The 24,395-nt window shown below is 54.5% G+C and carries 27 protein-coding genes; 22 read left to right on the top strand and 5 right to left on the bottom strand.

Annotated features, from left to right (window positions below; all coding sequences use genetic code 11):
- The first annotated feature begins 320 nt into the window (after nucleotides 1-320).
- The 10 genes from OGV82_RS02185 (at nucleotide 321) to OGV82_RS02140 (ending at nucleotide 10,381) form a co-directional block, all read left to right on the top strand.
- A complete protein-coding gene (locus tag OGV82_RS02185) occupies nucleotides 321-1,352 on the top strand; it encodes a sigma-54 interaction domain-containing protein (protein ID WP_101743927.1) in 1,032 nt (343 codons plus the stop codon).
- A 19-nt stretch (nucleotides 1,353-1,371) separates the two neighbouring features.
- A complete protein-coding gene (fliE, locus tag OGV82_RS02180) occupies nucleotides 1,372-1,740 on the top strand; it encodes a flagellar hook-basal body complex protein FliE (RefSeq protein WP_286462609.1) in 369 nt (122 codons plus the stop codon).
- Nucleotides 1,741-1,750: 10 nt separating this feature from the next.
- Entirely contained in the window at nucleotides 1,751-3,442 is a 1,692-nt protein-coding gene (gene fliF, locus OGV82_RS02175; RefSeq protein ID WP_101743925.1) for a flagellar basal-body MS-ring/collar protein FliF, read from the top strand.
- Nucleotides 3,414-4,451: a flagellar motor switch protein FliG gene (locus OGV82_RS02170; protein WP_012133715.1), complete on the top strand. Its 1,038-nt coding sequence runs from the start codon at nucleotides 3,414-3,416 to the stop codon at nucleotides 4,449-4,451. The genes fliF and OGV82_RS02170 overlap by 29 nt, the downstream gene beginning before the upstream one ends.
- A 3-nt stretch (nucleotides 4,452-4,454) precedes the next feature.
- On the top strand, nucleotides 4,455-5,213 hold the full coding sequence (gene fliH / locus OGV82_RS02165; protein ID WP_101743924.1) for a flagellar assembly protein FliH: 759 nt from the start codon (nucleotides 4,455-4,457) through the stop codon (nucleotides 5,211-5,213).
- Nucleotides 5,200-6,519, top strand: a complete 1,320-nt coding sequence (gene fliI / locus OGV82_RS02160; protein WP_058668664.1) for a flagellar protein export ATPase FliI — start codon at nucleotides 5,200-5,202, stop codon at nucleotides 6,517-6,519. The genes fliH and fliI overlap by 14 nt, the downstream gene beginning before the upstream one ends.
- A gap of 6 nt (nucleotides 6,520-6,525) precedes the next feature.
- A complete protein-coding gene (gene fliJ / locus OGV82_RS02155) occupies nucleotides 6,526-6,969 on the top strand; it encodes a flagellar export protein FliJ (RefSeq protein WP_012133712.1) in 444 nt (147 codons plus the stop codon).
- 5 nt (nucleotides 6,970-6,974) lie between these two features.
- The gene (locus tag OGV82_RS02150; protein WP_233596554.1) at nucleotides 6,975-8,408 is read left to right on the top strand and encodes a glycosyltransferase family 2 protein; all 1,434 of its coding nucleotides are present in this window, start codon (nucleotides 6,975-6,977) and stop codon (nucleotides 8,406-8,408) included.
- Between the two features lie 33 nt (nucleotides 8,409-8,441).
- The gene (locus tag OGV82_RS02145) at nucleotides 8,442-9,383 is read left to right on the top strand and encodes a hypothetical protein (RefSeq protein ID WP_071259990.1); all 942 of its coding nucleotides are present in this window, start codon (nucleotides 8,442-8,444) and stop codon (nucleotides 9,381-9,383) included.
- Nucleotides 9,384-9,493: 110 nt separating this feature from the next.
- Nucleotides 9,494-10,381 (top strand): glycosyltransferase family 9 protein, encoded by an 888-nt coding sequence (locus OGV82_RS02140; protein WP_180961885.1) that lies wholly within the window; start codon nucleotides 9,494-9,496, stop codon nucleotides 10,379-10,381.
- Nucleotides 10,382-10,480: 99 nt separating this feature from the next.
- Here OGV82_RS02140 and OGV82_RS02135 read toward each other — a convergent pair whose 3' ends face one another.
- The 5 genes from OGV82_RS02135 to flgA form a co-directional block, all read right to left on the bottom strand.
- A complete protein-coding gene (locus tag OGV82_RS02135) occupies nucleotides 10,481-11,554 on the bottom strand; it encodes a glycosyltransferase family 2 protein (RefSeq protein ID WP_047458632.1) in 1,074 nt (357 codons plus the stop codon).
- Between the two features lie 18 nt (nucleotides 11,555-11,572).
- On the bottom strand, nucleotides 11,573-12,820 hold the full coding sequence (locus OGV82_RS02130) for a class I SAM-dependent methyltransferase (protein WP_012133707.1): 1,248 nt from the start codon (nucleotides 12,818-12,820) through the stop codon (nucleotides 11,573-11,575).
- A gap of 73 nt (nucleotides 12,821-12,893) precedes the next feature.
- Nucleotides 12,894-13,331: a flagella synthesis protein FlgN gene (locus tag OGV82_RS02125; RefSeq protein ID WP_012133706.1), complete on the bottom strand. Its 438-nt coding sequence runs from the start codon at nucleotides 13,329-13,331 to the stop codon at nucleotides 12,894-12,896.
- Nucleotides 13,332-13,333: 2 nt separating this feature from the next.
- Nucleotides 13,334-13,606, bottom strand: coding sequence for a flagellar biosynthesis anti-sigma factor FlgM (flgM, locus tag OGV82_RS02120; RefSeq protein WP_012133704.1), 273 nt, complete (start codon nucleotides 13,604-13,606; stop codon nucleotides 13,334-13,336).
- Nucleotides 13,607-13,737: 131 nt separating this feature from the next.
- Nucleotides 13,738-14,529 carry a flagellar basal body P-ring formation chaperone FlgA gene (flgA, locus tag OGV82_RS02115; RefSeq protein WP_047458630.1) on the bottom strand — a complete coding sequence of 264 codons (792 nt, stop codon included), beginning with the start codon at nucleotides 14,527-14,529 and terminating at the stop codon, nucleotides 13,738-13,740.
- Between the two features lie 78 nt (nucleotides 14,530-14,607).
- Between flgA and flgB the strand changes: the two genes are divergently transcribed.
- Genes flgB through OGV82_RS02055 form a run of 12 tightly spaced genes read left to right on the top strand, consistent with a single transcriptional unit; the run spans nucleotide 14,608 to nucleotide 24,389 of the window.
- The gene (gene flgB / locus OGV82_RS02110; protein ID WP_012133701.1) at nucleotides 14,608-14,958 is read left to right on the top strand and encodes a flagellar basal body rod protein FlgB; all 351 of its coding nucleotides are present in this window, start codon (nucleotides 14,608-14,610) and stop codon (nucleotides 14,956-14,958) included.
- A 23-nt stretch (nucleotides 14,959-14,981) separates the two neighbouring features.
- Nucleotides 14,982-15,407 carry a flagellar basal body rod protein FlgC gene (gene flgC, locus OGV82_RS02105; protein WP_012133700.1) on the top strand — a complete coding sequence of 142 codons (426 nt, stop codon included), beginning with the start codon at nucleotides 14,982-14,984 and terminating at the stop codon, nucleotides 15,405-15,407.
- A 2-nt stretch (nucleotides 15,408-15,409) separates the two neighbouring features.
- Entirely contained in the window at nucleotides 15,410-16,093 is a 684-nt protein-coding gene (gene flgD, locus OGV82_RS02100) for a flagellar hook assembly protein FlgD (RefSeq protein WP_012133699.1), read from the top strand.
- Between the two features lie 34 nt (nucleotides 16,094-16,127).
- Nucleotides 16,128-17,318, top strand: coding sequence for a flagellar hook protein FlgE (flgE, locus tag OGV82_RS02095; RefSeq protein WP_047458627.1), 1,191 nt, complete (start codon nucleotides 16,128-16,130; stop codon nucleotides 17,316-17,318).
- Nucleotides 17,318-18,049 (top strand): flagellar basal body rod protein FlgF, encoded by a 732-nt coding sequence (locus tag OGV82_RS02090; protein ID WP_012133697.1) that lies wholly within the window; start codon nucleotides 17,318-17,320, stop codon nucleotides 18,047-18,049. The genes flgE and OGV82_RS02090 overlap by 1 nt, the downstream gene beginning before the upstream one ends.
- A 21-nt stretch (nucleotides 18,050-18,070) precedes the next feature.
- On the top strand, nucleotides 18,071-18,856 hold the full coding sequence (flgG, locus tag OGV82_RS02085) for a flagellar basal-body rod protein FlgG (RefSeq protein ID WP_012133696.1): 786 nt from the start codon (nucleotides 18,071-18,073) through the stop codon (nucleotides 18,854-18,856).
- 26 nt (nucleotides 18,857-18,882) lie between these two features.
- Entirely contained in the window at nucleotides 18,883-19,548 is a 666-nt protein-coding gene (gene flgH, locus OGV82_RS02080; RefSeq protein WP_012133695.1) for a flagellar basal body L-ring protein FlgH, read from the top strand.
- Nucleotides 19,548-20,651 carry a flagellar basal body P-ring protein FlgI gene (locus OGV82_RS02075; RefSeq protein ID WP_012133694.1) on the top strand — a complete coding sequence of 368 codons (1,104 nt, stop codon included), beginning with the start codon at nucleotides 19,548-19,550 and terminating at the stop codon, nucleotides 20,649-20,651. Before flgH ends, OGV82_RS02075 begins: the two co-directional genes overlap by 1 nt.
- 9 nt (nucleotides 20,652-20,660) lie before the next feature.
- A complete protein-coding gene (locus OGV82_RS02070) occupies nucleotides 20,661-21,050 on the top strand; it encodes a rod-binding protein (protein WP_012133693.1) in 390 nt (129 codons plus the stop codon).
- A gap of 3 nt (nucleotides 21,051-21,053) precedes the next feature.
- Nucleotides 21,054-22,439, top strand: coding sequence for a flagellar hook-associated protein FlgK (flgK, locus tag OGV82_RS02065; protein WP_012133692.1), 1,386 nt, complete (start codon nucleotides 21,054-21,056; stop codon nucleotides 22,437-22,439).
- A gap of 22 nt (nucleotides 22,440-22,461) precedes the next feature.
- Entirely contained in the window at nucleotides 22,462-23,379 is a 918-nt protein-coding gene (gene flgL, locus OGV82_RS02060; RefSeq protein ID WP_071818870.1) for a flagellar hook-associated protein FlgL, read from the top strand.
- A 5-nt stretch (nucleotides 23,380-23,384) separates the two neighbouring features.
- Nucleotides 23,385-24,389 (top strand): hypothetical protein, encoded by a 1,005-nt coding sequence (locus OGV82_RS02055; RefSeq protein WP_101743921.1) that lies wholly within the window; start codon nucleotides 23,385-23,387, stop codon nucleotides 24,387-24,389.
- Nucleotides 24,390-24,395 lie beyond the last annotated feature (6 nt).

Below are 24,395 nucleotides of genomic sequence, written 5' to 3'. Positions count from 1 at the left end.
AACCCTGCTATTGCAAGCATCCAGGGGTTATTAATCCATTATTTCTCTAGGAATTTTCTCATTAATAACTTTTTTAATTCATTGATTTTTATAGATTAATATTTTAATACCCATTAAAAACAAGACAATTCCTATTCGCTACGTATACTGCCTTTACTTTATGAAAGTTGCCTGATTCATGAGTTAAAAAAACTGTTTATTTTTATTAACATCTTATAAAAACCCATTAACAAACTGGGTTTGTGATGTTTTTAAAAGATGCTTTGAATAATGGCTGAACAGCATATTTCTTATTTTGTTTTTTCTGTTGGTACACCTAAATGAGTATTATCATTGAATGCGAAGATCGTAATAGAAATGGCTTTATCGCCGTTTCTCCTGCCAGCGTTAGCGTAATGTCGTTAGCGCGTCGCGTTGCTAAGTATAATGTATCAGTACTGATTACGGGCGAAACGGGAACAGGGAAAGAGTGTATCGCCAAATACATTCACGAGAATGCCTGCGGCAGTGACGCCCCGTATGTCGGCGTTAACTGTGCAGCTATTCCAGAGAGTATGCTGGAAGCCATTTTATTTGGTTACGAGAAAGGCGCGTTTACCGGCGCTGTTGCGAGCGTCGCCGGTAAATTTGAGCAAGCTAATGGCGGCACGCTGCTGCTTGATGAGATTGGCGATATGCCGTTGGCGTTGCAGGCAAAATTACTGCGCGTATTGCAAGAGCAGGAAGTTGAACGTCTGGGAAGCCATAAGCGTATTCCGTTGGATATTCGCCTGATCGCTTCTACAAATAAAGATTTGCAGCAGGAAATTGCCGAAGGCCGTTTCCGCCAGGATCTTTTCTACCGTATTTCCGTCGTGCCTATTCATATTACGCCGCTGCGTGAACGCAGGCAGGACATCCTGCCATTGGCCCAGCGTTTTATCACTAAATACCGCGCTTTTCATAAAGGCGATCTGCGTCTGAGCGATGAGGCGCGTACCGTCCTGCTCAGATACGACTGGCCGGGTAATGTCCGTGAACTGGAGAATGTGATTCAGCGCGGCATGATTTTGTGCAACGGCGAAGAGATTCACGCCGCCGACTTTGGCCTGGCCGTTCGCGCTTCCCAGCCTGAAGCGCCGGTTATCGAAATGATGCCTGCCTATCGCGAGCAGGAGACGGGCAACCCGTCGATCCGCGATGTCAAACTGCACGGACGGCTGGCGGAATACCAGTACATCATCGATCTGCTTAAACGCCATAAAGGCAACAAATCCAAAACCGCAGAGTTTTTAGGCATCACCCCACGCGCTCTACGTTATCGTCTCGCCTCCATGCGCGACGAGGGTATTGATATTGAATGTTATTCCTGAGGCCAGGAAGGATTGATGAATGGATAAGATTACTGCCGCAGGCATTAACACGACACACCAGGCGTTGCTGAACAGAATGCAGCAAACCGCTTCATTAGCGTCAGCCGGTTCGGTTGACGTCTCTTTAACTATCGCTCCCGCCAGCAACGCGTTTGGCGTCAGTGAACCGATTTCCTTTGCGGGCGCGCTGAATAACGCTATCGATAACGTCGATGCGATTCAACACAGCGCAGGCGTAAAGCAAAAAGCGATTGATATGGGGCTGAGCGACGACTTAGCCGGTGCGATGATCGAAAGTCAGAAAGCCAGCGTGGCTTTTTCGGCCATGATGCAGGTGCGTAATAAGCTCACCACGGCACTGGACGAAGTAATGAATATTCTGCTCTAAGGTTTTAACCGTGCTTACTAAGATTAAAAGTCGTCTCCCTTCCGTGTCGGTGCCATCCGGTCTGAATAAGCCCCAGCTCATGGCGATTGTGGGCGGCGTGGTGCTGGCGGCCGCGATTATTCTGTCGCTGTGGAACCGCAATCAGGGTTATGTCGCGCTCTATGGTTCGCAGGAACATCTGCCGGTGTCACAGGTGGTGGACGTTCTGGGGGCAGAAAACATCGCTTACCGCATTAACCCGGACAATGGCCAGATTCTGGTGAGCGAAAGCAAACTGCCGCAGGCGCGAATGGCGCTGGCGGCAAAAGGCATCAGCGCGGCGACGCCCGATGGCTACGAATTGATGGACAAAGAAGAGATGCTCGGCAGCAGCCAGTTTATTCAGAATGTCCGTTACAAACGCAGCCTGGAAGGGGAACTGGCGAAGAGCATCATGGCGTTGGACCCCGTGGAAAACGCGCGCGTCCATCTTGGGCTTAACGAGTCCAGCTCCTTTGTATTGACCAATAAACCGACCAGCAGCGCATCGGTCATGGTGCAACTGCACTATGGCAGAAAACTGGATGAGCAGCAGGTCGCTTCTGTCATTCAACTGGTGGCCGGAAGCGTACCGGGTATGCAGCCTGGCGCGGTGCGGGTGGTCGATCAGAGCGGTAATTTGTTGTCTGACGGCATCGAAGGCCCGGATGGCGGCATGACGAGCAAGCGTATGGGCGATGACGTCATGCAACGCATTCGCGAGGATACCACGAAAAATATCACCAGCCTGCTGACGTCGTTAGTGGGGCCGGGCAACTTCCGTATCAGCGTTGCGCCGACCGTAGATTTAAGCCGTGTGGAAGAGACTCAGGAACGGCTGGGTAAAGATCCGCGCGTCAGCGATGAACAACTGAGCCAGGAAAACACCACCAATGAAATGGCGTTTGGCATTCCCGGCTCGCTGAGTAACCGTCCGGTCAACCCGACGCCGCAGGCTCCCGCCAACCCGGCGGAGGGCAATCCGCCCGCTGAAAACGCTGCAAACGCCGCGAATAACACCGACCCGCGCTCGCTTTCCAGCCGCAGTCAGGAACAGCGTAAGTACGCGTTTGATCGTGATATTCGCCATATCCGCCACCCGGGTTACAAGCTGGAAAAACTGAGTGTCGCGGTGGTGCTGAACCAGGCCGCTCCTGCGCTGGCGAAAATTACGCCGGAACAACTGACGTCGATGACGCGCCTGGTGGAAAGCGCGGCGGGTATCGAAAAAGCGCGCGGCGATGCCTTAACGCTGGATGTTCTGACCTTCACGGCCCCGGCAGACGATGTCATGCCAGACCTGAAATGGTGGCAAGACCCTTCCATGCAGTACTGGGGACAGAATGGCGGAATTGGGCTGCTGGCCTTGCTGACATTGCTGTTTGGCGTTCGCCCGCTGGTACAGCGCTTTGGACGTCGCGACCCGATCACCCTTGATGGCGAGGCGACGAAGAAAGAGCTGGAAGCGCCTGACAATGGGGTGGTGATGAACGATGACGAGTTCGCCAGCCTGTCGAAAGCGGCGTTCAACAATAATGAAGATCTGCTGCCGCCGCAAAGCTCCGGCCTGGAAGCCAAAGTGGAATTCCTCCAGCTGTTGGCTCAGAGCGAAACCGAGCGCGTAGCAGAAGTACTGAAACAATGGATCAACAGCAATGACCGAAGCAACAGTAAGCCGGAATGATAAAAACCACTCAGCCTCAGCCGGGCGCAGCCGTCTGGAGCAGGCGGCGATCCTGCTGATGAGCGTAGGCGAAGAGGCCGCCGCGCAGGTGATGCAGAAGCTGAACCGCGAAGAGGTTATGTTGTTGAGCGAAACGATGGCGCGTCTCCATGATGTGAAGGTGCATCAGGCGCGTCTGGCAATGAACAATTTTTTCTCTGATTACCGCGAACAAAGCGGGATCAACGGCGCCTCACGCACGTATCTGCGCAGCATTCTGGAAAAAGCGTTGGGCGGTGAGATTGCCCGCAGCGTGATCAACGGTATCTACGGCGATGAAATTCGCTACCGTATGGCACGCCTGCAATGGGTCGATATCCCACAGCTGGCGGCATTGATTGAGCAGGAACATCTCCAGCTCCAGGCCGTTTTTCTCGCCTTCCTGCCACCGGATATTGCCGCCAGCGTGTTAAGCGTTCTGCCGCAAGAACGGCAGGATGAAATTATCTATCGCGTCGCGCGTCTGGACGACATCAACCGTGACGTTATCGACGAACTGGACAGACTGATCGATCGCGGCGTCGCGGTGCTTTCCGAGCATGGTTCAAAAGTGATTGGCCTCAAACATGCCGCCAACATCGTTAACCGTATCCCCAGCAATCAGCAACAGCTGCTGGATCAACTGCGCGAGCGCGACGAGAAAGTGGTCGAAGATCTGAAAGACGAGATGTACGAGTTCTACATTCTCAGTCGTCAGACGCCGGTGACGTTGCAGCGTCTGATGGATGAAATCCCGATCGAAGAGTGGGCGGTAGCCCTGAAAGGGACGGAGCCGGTTCTGCGTCAGGCCATCTTTAACGTGATGCCAAAACGCCAGGTCACGCTGCTGCAAAGCACCACGACCCGCCTGGGGCCAGTGCCGATCAGCCGTATAGAGCAGGTGCGCAAAGAGATCATGCAGGTTGTGCGCCAGCTGGCTGAAGAAGGTGAAATTCAGGTGCAACTGTTTGCCGAGCAGACGGTGGAGTAAACCATGTTCAAGAAACGGAGTTTACCGCTGGATGCCCTGACCGCCAGCCGCCAGGCGGTGGTTAAGCCGCGCTTATACCGCTTCCCGCCCCTGCGTAATCGCAGGATGCCTGCCGGTGTTGTCGCTGATGAAGACGCCGCACCGACGCTGGACCCCGCCGACTACCAGTTACAGGTAAAAGAGGGGTTCCAGGAAGGGATGAACCGGGGGTTTGCCCAAGGGATGGAAGAAGGCCGGGAAGAGGGCTACCAGGAAGGTATTCGTCTTGGTTTTGACGAAGGGATGCGCAAAGGGCTGATTGAAGGTAAACAGCAGGCGCGCCAACAGTTCCTGGACGCCGCCGCCCCGTTTGAGCGCCTGACCGCAGAGGTGCGGAACTACCTGGAGCGTTACGAGCAGCGTCGCCGCGAAGAGTTGCTGCAACTGGTGGAAAAAGTGACCCGCCAGGTGATCCGCTGTGAACTGGCGTTGCACCCGACGCAACTGCTGGCGCTGGTGGAAGAGGCGTTGACCAGCCTGCCGCATCAGCCGGAGCAGGTGCGTGTTCAGCTGAACAGCGAAGAATTTATGCGCATCAGCGAGGCCGAACCGGAGAAAGCGCGTGAGTGGGGACTGGTTGCCGATCCTTCTCTGGAGCCGGGAGAGTGCCGCGTTATCACCGATACCACGGAGATGGATGTGGGCTGTCAGCACCGTCTCGATCAGTGCGTAGATGTACTGAAAAACAGTTTGCTGCCGGAATCGCCGCATGAGCAGCCTTGATTTTGAAGAGGCGCTGCGCTCTATCGAGCAGATCGATCTGGCGCGCGTCGCCGGGCGGTTGGTCAGGGTCAACGGCATTCTGCTGGAGTGCGTCGGTTGTCGTCTGGCGGTAGGGCAGATGTGCCACGTTGAAAGCGTCGATCAGGAGATGATGGATGCGCAGGTGGTTGGCTTTGATCGTGACGTGACCTACCTGATGCCCTTCAAGCATCCCTCTGGCCTGATCGCTGGCGCCCGCGTGTTTCCCGCAGGCAAAACTGAAGGGGTTATGATCGGCGATCAGTGGCTGGGACGCGTGGTAAACGGTCTTGGCGAACCTCTTGATAATAAAGGAAAGCTCGGCGGAGATACGCTGTTAGCACAGCAGCTTCCGCAGGTGCATCCGCTTAAGCGTCAGCCTGTTCATGCGCCGCTGGACGTTGGCGTTCGCGCCATCAACGGCTTGCTGACTATTGGTAAAGGCCAGCGCGTCGGGCTGATGGCGGGCAGCGGCGTCGGTAAAAGCGTTCTGCTCGGCATGATCACGCGTTACACCCGGGCGGAAGTCGTGGTGGTAGGACTGATCGGTGAGCGAGGCCGTGAAGTCAAAGAGTTTATTGAAAATGCTTTGCAGGCTGAAGGGCTGGCGAAGTCGGTGATTGTCGCCGCGCCAGCGGATGAATCGCCGCTGATGCGCATTAAAGCCACCGAGTTATGCCACACCATTGCTGGCTATTACCGCGATAAAGGGAAAGACGTTCTGCTGCTGGTAGATTCCCTCACGCGTTACGCGATGGCGCAGCGCGAAATCGCCCTGTCGCTTGGCGAACCACCTGCGACCAAAGGCTATCCGCCGTCGGCGTTTGGGATGATCCCGCGGCTGGTTGAAAGCGCCGGAAACAGCGAAAGCGAGGGATCGATGACCGCGATCTATACGGTGCTGGCGGAAGGGGACGATCAGCAAGATCCGATTGTGGACTGCGCCCGCGCGGTGCTTGACGGGCATATCGTGCTTTCGCGCCACCTTGCCGAGGCCGGGCATTATCCGGCGATTGATGTCGGCCAGTCTATCAGCCGCTGTATGAGTCAGGTGACGGAGCGTGAGCACCAGCTCGCCGCCCGCACGCTGAAACAGCTGTATGCCGAATACCAAAGTATTAAACCGCTGATCCCGCTGGGGGGATACGTTGCAGGCGCCGATCCGCTGGCAGACAGAGCGGTACGTCTTTCGCCCGCGATCAATCAATTCTTACAACAGGAAGTCCAGGATGCCGCGCTGCTTGAGCCGACAATCAGCGATCTGTGCGCCCTGGCGCAGGCAGGGTAATGCACGATGAGCAAACTGATTTCTACGCTTGAGCAACTTCACCTGCTGCGCACTCGCGCGGTAGAAGACTTAAGCACGAAGCTGGCATCGCAAAACCAGCTGTGCCAACGGTTTGAGAAAAATATCGATACGCTGACGTCACTTGCTGCGGGTCTGGTGTCCCAGAGCGCCAACAGTGCGGCCATGATGATTAACCAGTCGAAATATAAACATAACATTCAACGCATTATCGACTGGCAAAAACAGGAGCAGGCGCTGGCGCACCTGGAAGCGCAAAAAATTCAGGGCAACCTGCTGGCGGAGGCGAAGCGGGAAAAAAGCATTGAGCTGGTTCTCGACGCTAAACGCGCTGACCGGCAGGCTGAAATCAACCGTCGGGAACAGAAAATGACCGATTCGCTCTCTGCCCAGTGCTGGCTGCGTCAACAACGTCTGATTCGTCAACGATAAGCGCTATGAAAAGAAACAAACCGGGTTTCCCGAAAACGTCTTCGCGTTCTCTGATGGGGACGCTGATTCACCGTCAGCAGACGGCACGCGTTCACAGCACGCCGTTTGTTAGCGTCGTCTGCCCGACGTATAACCGACGCGAGTTCCTGCCGTATCTGCTGTATATCTGGCAGTACCAGGACTATCCGGCCGACAAACGCGAACTGATTATTCTGGATGATTCTCCGGTCAGCAATGCCGATCTGATTGAGATGATGACGGACCCGTCGCAGCCCAACGTGCGTTATGTCCACAGTGAAGCGCGTCTGGTACTGGGGCAAAAACGTAACATGCTCAATGCGATGGCGCAGGGAGAGTACATCCTGTGTTTTGACGATGACGATTATTACCCGCCGGATAAAATTTCCTGGCAGGTGGCGCAGATGCAGGCCAGCAACGCGCTGTTCTCCGGCAGCGATCAGATTTATATCTGGTACAGCCATCTGGACAAAATCTATATCACGCACCCTTTCGGGCCGAGACATGCGCTGAACGGCACTTTTGGGTATCACCGCAATTTGTTGAAAAAAAATCGTTATGACGACGATGCGGCAAAAGCGGAAGAGACGGGATTCCTGAAAGGCTTTACCACGCCGGTTCACCAGATAGATCCGAAGCGCGCCATTCTCTGTATTTCGCACAGCAGCAATACCTATGACAAAGATTTCATCATGGGCAGCTCCACGCCGGTGGATCTGACGCTGGAAGACATTGTCGATGACGCGAACTTGCTGGCGCACTACCGTCGACTGAGTCATGCGCCGCTAAATGTTCAGGTGAACTGGCAGGCTTTTGAAAAGGTGGCGGTGCTCTACGACCCGGCAAAAGAGGCGGAGCTGGCCCGTCGCTGCGAGGCTTTACTGGATTTTGGCCTGCGCGGCGAACAGATCTGGCCGGTAGCGAAAAACGCGGAGGCGTCGGCGGAACGGGCGGAACTGGCAACGCACTGCCAGGTGCTTGAGCGGGCGCAGAAAGAAGGCTGGAAAAATGTGTTGCTGCTGGATGCCGACGTGCAGTTCGTCAAAAAAGAGAACGCCGTTAACGACATCAACAAGCTGCTGAATGGCCTGAAACAGCTTAACTGGCAGGTGCTTCTGCTCGGCGGGCGCTATGAAAACTTTACGCTCACCCAGTCATTGAAGGGCGTAGCGCGGATCTATAACGCGGGCTGCGGCTGCGCGTATGCCGTTAACGCAGGTTATTACGATGCCCTGCTGGACGCCTATCGCCAGGCGATGGACTATCCGGCAAGCCTGGATCGCTGCTGGGCGGCATTAATGAATAAGGGGGATTTGTGGCTGGGATTCAGCCCGAGCTTTGCCTTCCTGCAACATCACCCGGACCCTAAAAGTGGCGAAATCATCGATTGTACGCACTGGTTTTTCCGTAAACACCGCTAACCGCAGGCCAGAATACGCCTGGAGAGAGCAAACATGGAACTGATAGAACATTACCAACCTGAATTTGTGTCACGCTTTGATGCGCGAGAAACCCCGTGCCAGTGCCCGGCTTGCCAGCATGCGCAGCAAAACTGGCCGCGTATTAGCGTGAAGCTGAAAAACCAGCAGCGTGAAAGTCTGGATATCACCTGTGAAGCGGCGGCCAGAGAGATGCTGCTTAACCCGGAGGCCTTTATCCTGCACACCTCGCAAGGGGAGGCGCAGGGCGAAGATGAGTTATCCGCCTGGAGCGAAACCCTGAACCAGCAATGTATTAACCTGGCGGTACATCCTGCGCTGTCGCTGGAAGGCAGCCTGTATGCGATCGGCGTTTTGCTGAGTAAGGCGCAGCAGTATCTGGACGGCGGCGAGCACGATCCGGCCCTGTTGTCCTCTATGGGAGAGCAACTGGCGATGCTGGCAGAGCAGGGCGTGCTGACACAGCAGTTTGCGCTGTTGCCTCCGATTGCTGAAAACCGCATTGCCGCGCTAAAAGAGATGGGCCGGGTACGCCTGAATCTGAATCTGCCGCTGACTGAAAAAATGAGTGTGGCGCTGAAAATGAGCGAGCTGTCGGTGATGCAGCCGGCGCGGTTGGCGGATCGTCTTCAGCAACTGGAATCGCTCTGGTCAACCATCCCACTGTTTGATGAACAGCCGCATATCCTGCGTAATGCGCTGATTTATCAACTGTATAACGATGTATTCCCCGGCATTCAATGCACCAATTACGGAGAGGCGCTACTGGGGCTGGCCAACCAGTTCTTCCAGATCAAAATGCTGTGCGCAATCCGCCGCGAACAGGGAGCGCTGACGCAGGATGATGTCGTGCTGCTGATTAACGCGCTGAAGGGGTGGCAGCAGCAGAATCCGTTCTCCGCGAATGCGGCGCATACCTCTGACTACAGCCTGCTGTGCGGGTTGTCGCTGTTGTAATAAATCATATGGATACTGTTTATTTACATCTTAATGCTGCAATGGGAGATACCCTGTATCTCCTGGCAGCGTGCAGAACCATCAAAAATAAAACCGGCGCGAGCATTGTTATGCTGAGCCAGCCGCACTTTAGCGCGCTGGCGCGGGCATGCCCGCATATCAGCGAGGTCTGGCCGGTGGATTCTCTTAATGCGGAGCAGCATCAATGCATTCAGCGGGCGCAGGCGCAAGGGCGACTTTTTGACTTTACGCATTGGGCCCATGCGCTCAGACCGCTACATATGATCGATGCTTTTCTCGCGCAGGCAGGGCTTGAGGCGTCCGCAGCGGATAAACACCTCGATTTGGTCATTCCAGAATCTGCCCACAGTGCCGTTGACGCGTTCTGGCAGCAACATAAATTAGAGAACGCGCCGGTGTTATTAATGCACCCTAATATTGGGCACCCAAACCGGACCTGGCCGCAAAATAACTGGCATGAGCTGGCGCAAATGTGGCTGCAAACGGGGTGGCAAGTTGTGTTCATTGGGAGCAATAACAACTCAGAGGCGGGAAAATCGATGGCGGAAGCGTATCCGGCCGGGGTTATCAATGCTATTGACCGCTTTTCAGCGCTGGAAACGGTTGCGCTTATGCAGCGAGCGAACATGCTGGTTTCCTGTGATTCAGGGCCGGTCATGCTTGCGGCGGCAACAGATATCCCTGTGGTAGCCCTCTATTCAACCGTGGCTGCGGAACACCGGTTGCCGTTTCGTTATGGGGAAGCGGGCTGGCGTTGTATGGGAATTGATCTCGCCTGTAGTCATGGGCCATGTGCGCGTTTGCTGATGAACGATGTCATTTTCACCACCGTGCTTAAACGCCCTTTTGATGTGCCGACGACTCAGGAATTTGCAAACTGGTGCGTTCATAAAACCCCTTTCCGTTGTCTGCGACAATATGAACCGGCGATGCTGTATACCCAAATGGTCAGTTTTGTTTTATCGCTCCAGGAATAACGTTATTTCTTGTCGTGCCGGTTCCTGAAGGAATATCTGGTAAAAGCGATTGGCTATGCGGCATAGCCAATCGTATTGCTAAATAGCGTGGTATGAAGACTAAAAACCTTCGGCTAATATTCTTCTTTTGTTCTTTATCGCCAGTTCAATTCTGCCTGATAGCGCGATGAATTCGCTCTCATCAATAATATTGCTGTCGCGAGCAATTTGGTTAATCAAGGCATGCAGCAACACAAGCCCATTCTCTGTTGGCGTGTCTACATACAGTTCATGAAAAATGGATGCCAGATAGTGAATCATCTTCTGTGCGGAAAATAAAGGCAGCGTTTCGGGCAAATTACGGATTATCGCATCCTGATATAGCATACCCGTATATCGGTTTAAACATTGTACGGTTTGGGGATTGCTGATATTTCCGGCCCGGGGAAGCAGCAGTCGGAAGGTATCAAGGATAGCCAGCGCGCGTTTTGCTTTGCTGCTGGAAGTGGTGATTGAGCCGTTACGAATGGTATGGAAATACAGTCTGTCGGCAAGGCATCTTACTTTTGCGTCGGGCACGCTGAGCAGCAATTCGGTGGTGAAGTATTCATCCTCAAAAAACGGTGTCTTAAACCGCATATGAGCATACGTTTTTCGCCGCCAGGCATATCCCCAGACCACAACGGAGTAACCGTGTCCTGTTCGGGCGCGTTCGGTAATGCAGTGATTAAAGAACGTTTCGGCATGAAATGTTTTATTAATCAGATTACGCGGCCGTTGATAATACCCGGAAACCATATTGTTGCTGATATGGTGCAGGTGAAATTCCAGATGGGTGGAGAAAAACAGGGCATCCAGGTGATGCTTTTCCATTTCGCGCACAATGGTTTCGATACCATCCGAAGCGATATGATCGTCAGAGTCCAGGCAATAAATATATTCACCTGATGCGCTTGCTAACGCGGCGTTGCGGGCTTCGGCAAGTCCTCTGTTTTCCTGGTCAACGATACGCATACCCGGCAGACGGCTCTGATAACGCGCCAGAATATCCCGGGAGTTATCTGTCGAACCGTCATTAACCGCGATAATTTCCAGATGCCGCCAGGTCTGCGCAACGAGTGAATCAAGGCAGCGCTCAAGGTATGCGCTGACATTGTAGACCGGCAAAATAATCGATACGACAGGGTGATTCATTGGCTACTCTCCCTGTTGCTATGATTTCAGCTTTTGGATGATTATCTCAATTGCGGATTCAGCAAACGCCGTCCGCGTTTGATCGAATCGAGGCATACCTTTTAAATGGCTATGATTCAGCCTCTCTATTTTCTCAATGCTGAAGTTCCCTGGCAGGGTTTGTAATAACGATAATACGTTGACGGAAACAGGCGACCAGCTCCGATGCTTAAAGGGCGTAAAAGTATGTTTATGATCGTCGTTGAAGGTTGATGGCCAAACGCCTTGCTCGTATAAATCTTCGTCTGGAATGGTTAAAACCAGATGACCGCCGGGTTTTACGACCCTTAACCAATGAGGCAGCGCGACGTAGGGGTCCATAACATGCTCCAGGCAATGCCCTGAATAAACGAAATCAAATTCGTTATCCGGTACTCTGGCTAAATACTGCGCGTCACCTTGTTGAAGATCGAATACGGTTATTGATTGGATTAAAGGAAACAGGCTTTGATACAACGCAATACTGTCATCGCCGCCGCCAATATCCAGACCTTTTCCTGACAGCCAGCGAGTACTGAAACGCGCATCAAGCAATCTCCTGTTAATTGACATACAGGTTGTTCCTGGTATCCCCGTTCGAAATACGGGGGCGGCAGTCCGGTCTCCTGCCAGAATATGGGTGTTAACGCCGAATTCTCGCCAGCTTTTAGGCCAAAGTACAACGTAGCCCTGGTCATCGGGGTAATGTTTGATGATATGCGTCCCGCTATAGGCCTCAAGCGCTTCCAGAAACGCGTTCTCAGCGTCTTCTGTGGGAGGAGGGAGCGCTTTGCAGCCGGTGGCCTCATGCATGACGCGAAGATAGATACGGCTATCGTCAATAATAATCAGCGCATTATCCGCAAATTCTTTTAGCTGGCGTAACTCATTGAGCAGAGGAAGGCGCGTTTCCTCATTGTATTTATTGCTCTGGTAGTCCTCGAATTTAAAATCTGCGCCGGGGAAGTGTGCATCCAGAAAAACAACGGCGCGCTTGATGAAAAGAGTGCGTTTAATTTCTTCATGGGACAAAAATGTCAGGCTGTCTTCATTGTACAGATGCAGATTGTCTATTTTTGGCGCGGCATCAAATAACGGTTTATAGATTTCACAGGAATAAACTTCTTCAGCACCTGAGCGTAAGGCATATACACTTGATGCACCTTTACCAAAACCTGTTTCAATTACATGAGTAACACGATAGTGACGAATCAGGTGGGGAAGGTTGAAGCGTCGTAATTGCCCCATAATATTGGCCTCGATGAAAATTACGGATAGAACGCAAACGGAACAAAGCTACAAATCAATAAATTACAGCGCATTACCCCTGCTGATACAGCCAGTTTTCGGGTTCGCTGATATTCAACAGATTGGTCAGAATCTCCTGCTGCATATTCATCAGCATGGCGTTGTATTCATTGGTGGCCTGACATTGCGCGACCTGTTGCTGGAGACTTTGCCAGAGAGCGGAAACGGAAGGCTGGTGGGCGGCAGGCAGGCGGGCAATGAGCGTTTGCATGCCCTGCGCGTTGGCGTTAATGCCTAACCGCTCAAGCAGGCGATAACGTTGCTGACTGTGCTGCGACAAGTGCTGGTAGCATGCCATGATTTGCGCGTTCAGCACGTCAAGCTCTGCGGCGCGGCGCGCAATAATGTGGTCGCGCTGCTGTATGAGTAAATCATTCAGGACATGGTAATGCTTACGGTCTTCGGCCATGTCCTGTATCAGTGTTTTAACGCTCTGAGCGGCGTTAGTCATAATTACCTCTGGAAATACTTCTGCATCGCATCCGTCAGCGAATCGAGGTTAACCGCGATTTTACCGCTGCTGATCGCGTCTTTCATTTCAGCTACGCGCGCCATATCCACTTCCGGCAGCGCAGAGAGTTGTGTTTGCGCATCGCCCAGTACCGGATCGATCGCGGCGCTGCGCTCAATTTTCGTGCCTTCCTGAGCGACAGTGCGGGTCTGTTCTGCGGCGCTGCTCTTGTTGATTGCGGTTGCCAGATTGTATTGATTCGCTACTACTTTCATCGCTTCGCCTCTTTTTCATCTTTTCGTTATGGTTGCGGATGAATCCTGCCCTGCGGAAGGAGGACTTCCGATGCCCTCACCGTTAAAGAGCGGCCTGCTGCCGGTAAAACTTAAACCGCGAATGAATATTTTTAGTTTCCGCTGGCGTAGACCATTTTGACGACGCCAGCGTCCGCGACAATTGCGCTTACCACCCGCTCGCTGCTCTCATTTTTCACCTTAATCATTTCGCCTTTACGTCCCTTTTTCATGGCTTCCCCCATCGTACGGGCCTCTACGCCTCCCTGTTCGGCGATCATCAGAACGCGCTGACCGCGTTCAACCAGCACCGGAGATTCCAGTTGCGTCAGGGTGATCGGCTGTAGTTCACGAATGCGGCGCTTCACGGTCAGCCCAATGGCCTCATCCGGGTCGGTGAGGTAGTTGCCGCGCGTGCTGCTGATGTTGAGCTTTTTGATGGATACGTCGCTGGCGGATAACACCTGGCCGCGCTCCAGCGAATTTTTGGCGATCACCACCGGAAGATAGACATCCGGTTTGACGGTGACGGCGACATCCCAGCCTTGCGGCCCTTCACAGCGCACATCAAAACGCAGGCGGTTGAGATCGATGCGTTCGCCGCCGGGCAGCGACACGGTTAGCGCGTCAGGGCAGGGAGCGTACCGGGAGACGTCGGAAGGGATAAACAGGTTCATCTTCGCCTGGTACTCGGGCCACTTGCGGCGCCCGGCCTCCTGGCGAAGGGCTTGCGCTGCGTGATGTTGAACGGCGGCAGTGACCTGCTTACGCGCGCTCTGCACTTTTTCCGGGGCGGCGAAGGATGGCAGCGCCGTAAAAAGCATCAGCAGGAAGGATAACGTTCCAGGGCGGAAGCAACGCTTCACCCGTGTAGGGATAAAACCAATAAAGCCATTAAAAATCATAATGTTAAAACCTTGGCATGAATATTGCTATACAGGGAAGCAGATCATTGCAGGTTTAGCATCACGAGGGTGTGAGTTGTGAGTATTACTTTTGACAAAGCATTGGGCGTTCATCCACAGGCTGTAGCGCTTCGACTTTCCCGAGCAGAGTTGCTGTCAGCCAATCTGGCAAACGTCGATACCCCCAATTTCCAGGCTAAAGATATTGATTTTGCCGCTGAGATGCAACGTTCATCGTGGAGTTTTTCGAATCCGTCAGCGCCGCAAGAGATGTACCGCGTGCCTTATCAGCCCTCTTCCGATGGCAACACCGTTGCGCTGAACGTCGAGCAGGCTGAGTTTGCGAAGAATACCCAGGATTATCAGATGAGCCTGGCATTTTTAAACATGAAATTCACGGGCCTGAAAAAGGCCATTGAAGGTAAGTAATCCTACGCAGGTGATAACGGAATATGGCTTTTACCGATATTTATCGCGTTTCGGGGTCGGCGATGACGGCGCAAACCGTTCGTCTGAATACCATCGCCAGTAACCTCGCTAATGCGGAAACCGCCTCCGCCACCGAAGACGGCGTCTATAAAGCCCGTCGTCCGGTGTTTGCTGCGGTTTATAAGAATGATGAGTTAATGAATAGCAGGGCGTTAACCGGCGCGCGCGTCCAGGTGATGGATGTTGTCGAAACCGGCAATGCCGTACAGCGTTATGAGCCGCATAACCCGATGGCGAATACGGATGGCTATGTCTACTACCCGGATGTCAACGTGGTAGAGGAGATGGCGGACATGATGTCGGCGTCGCGCGGTTTCGAAACCAATGTTGATGTTCTGAACAGTGTTAAAAGCATGCAGCAAAGTCTGCTGAGACTCGGAGAGGTATAAGGATGAATGTAGACGGCACGTCCACCAGAAGCCAGACAGGAACGTCGGATAGCAGCATTGCCAGTAACAACAATAACAGCAGCGCAGCCGGCATGAACACGCTGTTCATGCAGCTTCTGGTCGCGCAGATCCAGAATCAGGACCCGCTGAACCCTACCGATGGCACCGAGTATGTCAGCCAACTGGCGCAGCTGACGCAGGTTCAGTCAATGGAAACCATGTCGCAACTGATGGCGAACAGTTCCGTATTGATGGACAACCTGCAAACGCTCACCACCGGCAACCTGGTCGGGCAGCATGTGATGGTGCAGACCGACGCTATCAACTCTGACGGCGAAACGACGATTAACGGACGTCTGACGCTGGATCACGCTTCCGGTGTGACGACGGTCATCGTCAAAGACGCGGCCGGCACCGAGCACAAAATTGAGCTGGGGAAACAGGACGCCGGGCAGGTGGACTTCACCATTGACCCGCAGGAGCTGGGCCTGAGCGAAGGGAAATACACCCTTAGCGTTGTGACCGATACGGGCGAAGAAGGCATTCCTGTTGAAGTGGGCGGCATCGTCAACAATGTGCGCATCCCGCTTGATGGCAGCGCCATCCAACTGAATATCACCGGAATCGGTGAGATTGCTTACAACAATATTACCCAGTTTGGCAGCGACTCGCAGAAACGTGCGTAAGTCGGGTTAAGCGTTGAGTTAACAGGAATTTATTATGAGTTTTAATATTGCGACCTCCGGTCTGAATGCAATTACCGAGCAGTTGAACGCCATTTCCAACAACATTGCGAACTCCGGCACCGTAGGATTCAAATCCGGCCGTGCGGAATTTTCCTCACTGTATGCGGAAAGCCAGCCGCTGGGCGTAGGGGTTTCTGGTGTGACCCAGAGTATTACCCGAGGCGGAAACATTTCTACCACCGGAAATGCGCTCGATCTGGCGATCAGCGATAGCGGATTTTTCATGGTGCGTGACAGCACGGGGACCACGGCATATACGCGTGCGGGCTACTTCGGCACCGACAGCAGCGGCAACCTGATCAACAACCTGGGGATGTATCTTCAGGGCTACCCGGTTAATGCTAACGGCGAGATAGAAGTGGGGACGATCGGCAATCTGACGATCAGCAGCGGCTCTATTCCGGCGAAAGCGACCGACAGCCTCGACTTCACCGCCAACCTGGATGCGCGCGCCGCCGAGCCGGAGACGGCGCCTTTCAACCCAAAAGACAGCACTTCCTATAACAATACCTACACCACGCAGGTTTTTGATTCCCTGGGACGCGAGCACACGCTGAACCAGTATTTTGTGAAAACCGGCGAGAACACCTGGCAGGTTCACTATTACATGGACGACGTGGAAATCCCGGACAGCAGCCAGGCGATAGAATTTACCGAGCAGGGCGTCCTGAAAAGCCCGATTGGCCTGACGAACCTGACCACATCGATCTCCGGCGCGGCGGATCTCTCTATCGATCTGAGCTACAACGGCACCAGCCAGTACGGTTCTGACTTCTCCGTCAGCAAAAACAACAGCAGCGGCTACGCGTCTGGCGAACGTACCGGTCAGGCGATTGATGAAGACGGCAGCGTTTACGCGACCTTCTCCAACGGCGAACGGATGTTGCAGGGGCAACTGGTGCTGGCGAACTTTGCGAACCCGAATGGTCTGGCGTCAAAAGACGGCACGACGTGGGTACAAACCGCCAGTTCCGGCGCGCCGCTGACTGGAACGCCGGGCACCGGTTTGCTGGGTTCTGTGAAATCCGGTGCGCTGGAATCCTCAAACGTGGATTTGACCTCTGAGCTGGTTGGTCTGATGACCGCGCAGCGTAATTACCAGGCGAACACGAAGGTTATCAGCACTAACGACAACATGATGAACGCTCTCTTCCAGGCGGTGTAATGGATCGTTTGATTTTTACCGCCATGAGCGGCGCATCGCGCAGTTTGTCGCAGCAGCAGATCCATGCAAACAACCTGGCGAATGTGAATACCCAGGGGTTTCGTAGCGATCTTGATAATGCGATTTCCCAGCAGGTTAACGGCGAGGGATATGCCTCGCGTTATATGGCGCTGCCTACTCAGGGCGGCGTGGATATGACGCCTGGCGCGGTACGTGAAACGGGGCGCAATCTGGATATCGCCATTAAAGGCGATGGGCTGATTGCGCTGGCCAGTGGCAACCGTGAGGTTTACACCCGCAACGGGCAGATCGACGTCAGCCCGGAGGGCGATCTGTCGATCAACGGCCTGCCGGTTGAAGGTGACAACGGCCCGATCGTTTTACCGCCGTTCTCGTCCGTCAGCATCGGTGAAGACGGTGTGATCACTATCGTGCCTGACGACGGCGATATTGCCGCGCCGGTTGATGTTGACCGCATCAAGCTGGTGAACATTCCGGTAAGCGACCTGAGCAAAAATGTGGATGGCTTTCTGGTGAGCAACACGGCGATTAACCCACGCGATGAAGAGGTGATGGTGGCGTCCGGGCATCTGGAAACCGCTAACGTCTCGGCCATTAATGAGATGGTCGCCAGCATTGCGCTGAATCGTCAGTTTGAAGCGCAAATCAAGATGATGAAAGCCGCTGAAGATCTCGCTAATTCAGGCAACCGTCTGATTCGTGGCACCTGATAACAATAAGAAGGAATAAAGATGAATCCCGCTTTATGGATCAGTAAAACCGGCCTGGCGGCGCAGGACGCCAAAATGACCGCGATTTCCAACAACCTGGCGAACGTCAACACCACCGGGTTTAAACGCGATCGCGCGATGTTCGCCGATCTGTTTTATCAGAATCAGCGCACGCCAGGCGGGCAGCTCGATCAGAACAATATCGCGCCGACCGGTATTCAGTATGGCACCGGGGTGAAGATCGTCGGGACGCAGAAAGAGTTTACCGTCGGCAGCATCCAGAACACCGGGCAAACCTTCGACGTGGCGATCACCGGGCAAGGGTTCTTCCAGGTGGAAACTGCGGATGGCGATATCGCGTATACCCGCGCCGGTAATTTCCAGAAAACGCCAGATGGCGTGCTGACGAATGCGCAGGGGCTGCCGCTGGTGCCGCAGATTGAATTGCCGGAGAACGTCAAAGATTTGCAGATTGGTAAAGACGGCACCATCACCGCGACGGTGGCAGGTGAAACCGATCCGGTGGAGCTGGGGCAGTTGACGCTGGTGAACTTCGTCAATCCGGCCGGTCTGGAGGCGATAGGCGGCAACTTATACCGTGAAACGGCGGCCAGCGGCGAAGCGGTTGAAGGCGTACCCGGCGAGGACGCGCTTGGACAGCTGGAGCAGGGCTCTCTGGAAGGTTCTAACGTACAGGTCGTTGAAGAGATGGTCGACATGATCACCGTTCAGCGTGCCTACGAAATGAACGCCAAGATGGTCTCTGCCGCCGATGACATGTTGAAGTTTGTCACCCAGTCGATGTAACGACAGGGCTTTAAAGTGAAAGAGAAATGAAAAAGCAGTTAGTTATCAGTCTACTGGCGCTGTTTTTGTCGGGCTGCGAAAGCCCGGCGTTGCTGGTGAAAAAAGACGATGCGGCGTATGCGCCGCCGGAAGATATCGTGGTGCCTGAAACGCAGGTGCGCGGCGGTGGGTTATATAACGGCAACTACAACTGGTCGTTGACCCAGGATCGCCGGGCTTATCGCGTAGGCGACATCCTGACCGTTAAGCTGGATGAGTCTACTCAGGCCAGCAAGCAGGCGCGCACTAACTTTGGTAAGAAAAACGATGTTTCCCTGGGGATACCGGAAGCATTCGGCCATTCAATCGATAAGCTTTCCGGCTCGATTGACGGCAACCGAAACTTTAACGGTAATGCCACCTCGCAGCAGCAGAACAGTCTGCGCGGCGCGATCACCGTTGCGGTTTATAAAGTGTTGCCAAACGGCGTGCTGGCGATTCGCGGGGAGAAATGGCTCACCCTCAACCAGGGGGATGAGTATATGCGGGTGACGGGCCTGGTGCGCGCGGAAGATATCGAACGCGACAACTCCGTCTCTTCACAGCGAATCGCCAATGCCCGTATCTCCTATGCCGGACGCGGCGCGCTCAGCGACGCGAATGCGGCAGGCTGGCTGACCCGCTTCTTCAACCACCCGCTGTTCCCAATTTAATGGAGGCCATGATGCGTAAACTGGCACTCTTTTTCCTGCTGATTTGCAGCATGAACGCGGCGGCGCAGCGTCTTGGCGATGTGGTCGATATTCAGGGCGTGCGCGGCAACCAGCTGGTGGGCTACAGCCTGGTTGTGGGGCTTGACGGTACAGGGGATAAAAACCAGGTCAAGTTCACCAGCCAGTCCGTTACCAACATGCTGCGCCAGTTTGGCGTGCAGTTGCCTGCGAAGATTGATCCGAAGGTGAAGAACGTCGCGGCCGTGGCGATTAGCGCCACGCTGCCGCCGGGCTATGCGCGTGGGCAAAGTATTGATGTAACCGTCTCCTCAATTGGCGATGCGAAAAGCCTGCGTGGCGGTACGCTGCTGCTGACTCAACTGCGCGGTGCTGATGGCGAAGTGTATGCGCTGGCACAGGGGAATGTGGTGGTAGGCGGCGTGAAAGCCGAGGGCAACAGCGGCTCCAGCGTGACCATCAACACCGCGACCGTTGGCCGTGTGCCAAACGGCGGCTCGGTGGAGCGCGAAGTGCCGAGCGATTTCCAGCAGGAGCCGGTGGTGATGCTGAACCTGAAACGTCCCAGCTTTAAGACTGCCAACAGCGTCGCAGTCGCGCTGAACAACGCCTTTGGTTCCGGCACGGCGACCGCGCAAAGCGCGACTAACGTGGCGGTACGTGCGCCGATGGGCGCGGGCGATCGGGTGGCCTTTATGTCCTCTCTGGAAGATGTGCAGATTAACGCCGGTAAACAGCCGCCACGCGTGGTGTTCAACGCCCGAACGGGAACGGTGGTCATTGGCGATGGCGTAGTGGTGCGCGCTGCGGCGGTATCACACGGCAACCTGACCGTCACTATCCGCGAGTCGTCGAACGTCAGCCAGCCTGGCGCATTCAGCCAGGGAAGAACGGTTGTCACGCCGGAAAGCGACGTCAACGTTAATCGTGGCCGGGGTCAGATGGTGACTATTGCGGCGGGAACCAGCCTGCGCAGCATCGTGAATACCATTAACAGCCTTGGCGCGGCGCCGGACGACACGATGGCTATCTTACAGGCGCTGCATGAAGCCGGCGCGCTGGATGCTGAACTGGTCGTGATTTAAGGAAATACCATGCTGAATGCCATTAACCGACAAACCGCGATTCTGCCCGGCGATCTCTCCGGGCAGGTAAAGCCGCAGAATCTTGAACAGGCCGCCGAACAGTTTGAGGCGCTGATGCTGCGTTCCATGCTGTCGCAAATGCGCAAGGCGTCCGATGTGCTGGGGGAAGACAACCCTTTCAACAGCAAACAGCAGCGGATGATGCGTGATTTTTACGATGACCGACTGGCGTCTGACCTGGCGTCTCAGCGCAGCACCGGGATTACCCAGATGATCATCAACCAGCTTTCGCCGCAGGTGAATACGCCGCTTAAGAAAACGGATGAAATGACCGCTTTAGAAGAGCAACCGAAAGAACTTAAAACGCCTGTGGTTCCGGTAATGCGCGGGCAGGAGTAAGCCATGAGTATGATTAATATTGCCTTCAGCGGTTTGCAGGCAGCCCAGGTGGGCATGAATGTCACCTCGATGAACATCGCTAACCTGCTGACGCCGGGGTACAGCCGCCAGGGCATTATCCAAAGCTCCATCGGCCCAATGGGGGAAGCGGGTTTTACCGCCGGGAACGGGGTACAGGTCGACAGTATTCGCCGCATCTCCAGTCAGTATCTGGTTAATCAGGTGTGGCAGACCAACTCGAAAGCCAGCTATTTCGAAACCGGAAATCAATATATTGGCGCGCTGGAACAGGTGATCGGCACCGACTCTACCAGTCTTGGTAACGGGCTGGATGATTTTGTCAGCGCCCTGAGCGCATTGACCCAGACGCCGGAATCCCCGGCGCTGCGTCAGCAGCTTATTAACCAGGCGGGCGCGCTGGCGACCCGCTTCAATAACGTTAACAACTTCATCTCCAGCCAGAAAGAGTCGATCAACACCCAGCGCAACGCGATGGTTGACCAGATCAACACCCTGAGTACCAGTATTGCGGACTACAACAAAAAAATTACCGACATGGAGTCAACCGGCGGTAACAGCAGCGTACTGCGCGATCAGCGTGATGAACTGGTAAAACAGTTAAGTACGCTGGCGGACGTGAAGGTGACGGACGATGGTTCCAGCGGGTACACCGTCTCAATGGCGAACGGTCAGCCGCTGGTGAGCGGTAAGGTCGCCGGGCAGCTCAGCGCGGGGCAGGACGCCAACGGCAACTCCACGCTGACGCTGAAATTTTCCACCAGCGAGTTCACGCTGAACCCGTCGGCGGGCGGTCAACTTGGCGCGCTGTATGATTATGAAACCGGCACCCTCCAACAGATGAAAGATTCGGTGCAAGGGATGGCGGAATCGGTGGCAAAACTGTTTAACGATCAGCTGGCGAAGGGCTATGACCTGAATGGCAATTCAGGCAAGCCGCTGTTTACTTTCGATCCGAGCAATCCTGCGGGCATGTTGCAGGTGACGGATCTGAAGCCTGAAGAACTGGCGCTGTCCGGCATCCAGGCCGACGACGGCACGGGCGTACCGGGCAACGGCGATAATCTGAAGGCGCTGATCGAACTGAAAAACCAGAAAACGGATATTCCGGGTCTGGGAAATATGAGCCTGAGCGAAGGGGCGGCGGCGATCATTTCCACTATCGGTATTGCCAGTAAGCAGAGCAAAACAGAAATGGAAGCGGCGTCGACGGTGCGCGACCAGGCGCAGAATCAGCGCGATAACCTGAGCGCGGTAAACCAGGATGAAGAGGCGATTAATCTACAGATCTACATGCAGGCTTACCAGTCGAACATGAAGGTGATCTCCACCGGAAATCAGATCTTCAGCGACCTGCTGGGGATGTTTTAAGCGCCATCAGAGAATTTAAATTATGCGTATTAGTAGTCTTTACAACTCAAATGCCATGCTGGCGCAATTAGGCGTTAACGGCACGCGTATCAGTAAGTTGATGGAGCAGATGTCGACGCAAAAGCGCATTAATGTGCCGTCTGACGATCCTGTTTCCGCAAGTCGTCTGGTGCAACTGAACCGTGAGCAGTCTGCGATTAAACAGTATCAGAGCAATATTTCCAGCCTGAGCGGCGCGCTGTCGATTCAGGAGTCGAACATCACCGCGCTCAGTAACCAGATGCTGGCGGTCGGCGATAAGCTGAAGCTGGCGAATAACAGTACGCTCAGCCAGAAAGATATGGCGGGTTACGGCATGGAGCTTTCTTCAATGCTGGATTCGCTGGTCGCCACCCTGAACGCTAAAAATGAAAACGGCAGCTATCTGTTTTCCGGCACGCAGACCGACAGCCAGACGGTAACGTGGGACGAGGCGAAAGGGCAGTATGTGTACGGCGGCAATGACAGCAGCCGCGAAACGATTGTTGCGAACGGCGTCTCTATTACGGAAAACACCCAGGTTGCTCAGGCATTCTCCGGTTCAGGAAACGACCTTGAGATGCTGAATAAATTGAAAGCGCTCAGCGACAAAATGCAGGACCCGAACGCGAATTACGCTGACTATAAAGACGAACTGGAGGAGATGATCGGTGTCGCGCAAAATACCAGCGATAACATCTCCAGCCTCTTCACCGATCTTGGCGGCCGTCAGAACCGCCTGACGCTGCTCAGCGATGCGCACAGCGATGTCAGCCTTGCGAACGATCAGGTTGTACGGGACCTGTCCGAAACGGACTGGGCGACCACCAGTATCAACCTGCAACTGTATACGCAGTCGGTGCAGATCACTAATAAGGCTTACAGTATGGTGAGTCAGCTTAACTTGTTTAGTCTGTTGTAATTGTTATGCAGGTAGGTTTAAAAACAACGTCCCTTACGACTTCCGCGCCCGCAACCGGGCGCGGAAGCATTGATGCGCCGCAAACGGTCGGCCGCGTCAACGCGCCAGAAATCACCGCGACCCGCAATGAGTTCCCCGAATCGGCGCTGTTGTCCCGCCGTCCGATGCGCTACAACGTACAGCTAAATCAACAACTCACGGCAGTGCAGCAGGCTGACAGCTATCTGGCGCAGACGGAAACGCAATTGTTGCAGGTACGTCAGTCGTCGCTTCGCGGCGATGCGACGCAGCCGGCGAATACGCTGCAAAAGCATTTGATGCGTCGGACGCAGCTTTCCGGCGGCACTGTCGATCGCCATCTGACCGCGTCGCTGGAGCAAAAAAGCACGGTTAACTTTACGCTTCCCGGCAGTGAGAAACTTCTCAGCCAGCCGGGGGGAGAAACGCTGGTATTTTCACTGGGCGGGCGGCAGCGTGAGATGACCGCCATTTCGTTGCCGGAAGAGGCGACGCCGCGTCAGACGTTGACCCAGTTGAATGTGGGGCTGGGCCGTCTGGGGATTCATGCGCGTCAGACGGCAAACGGGCAACTGATGTTCAGCGTGGATGAAAGCCGTTGGGAGCGGGTCAGCCAACAGCTCACCGTGCGCGGAGAGGGCAGACATTTCCCCGCCGATGCGTTTACGTTGCTCACGCCACAGGCGGAAACGGCAAGCAGTGATGAGGTTGTTTCGCTGGCGACGCGTCGGGAAAGGGAAAGCCAGGTAAAGCTGCAAAATACGCTGGAGCACATTACCACCCAGCGCAGCAGGCTTCGTCAACAGCAGGAGCGCGTGGCGTCGCGCATCAATGATATGGCGACGGTATACAGCCCGGCGCAGGCCCGGGAAACCGCGCGCGGCCTGGGAGAGGCGCTGGCGAGCAGCGCCAGTAGCTACAGCACCCTCTCCAGGGCGCTGGGCGCGCAGGCCAACGTCAGGCTGGCGACGGTAAAAAATTTGCTGGGGTGATTATCG

The sequence above is a fragment of the Citrobacter sp. CK191 genome (assembly GCF_030333435.1).
GTDB classification, from domain to species: domain Bacteria; phylum Pseudomonadota; class Gammaproteobacteria; order Enterobacterales; family Enterobacteriaceae; genus Citrobacter_B; species Citrobacter_B koseri.
The sequence above is the reverse complement of the archived record's forward strand: the minus strand, read 5'-3'. Positions and strand labels throughout refer to the sequence as shown.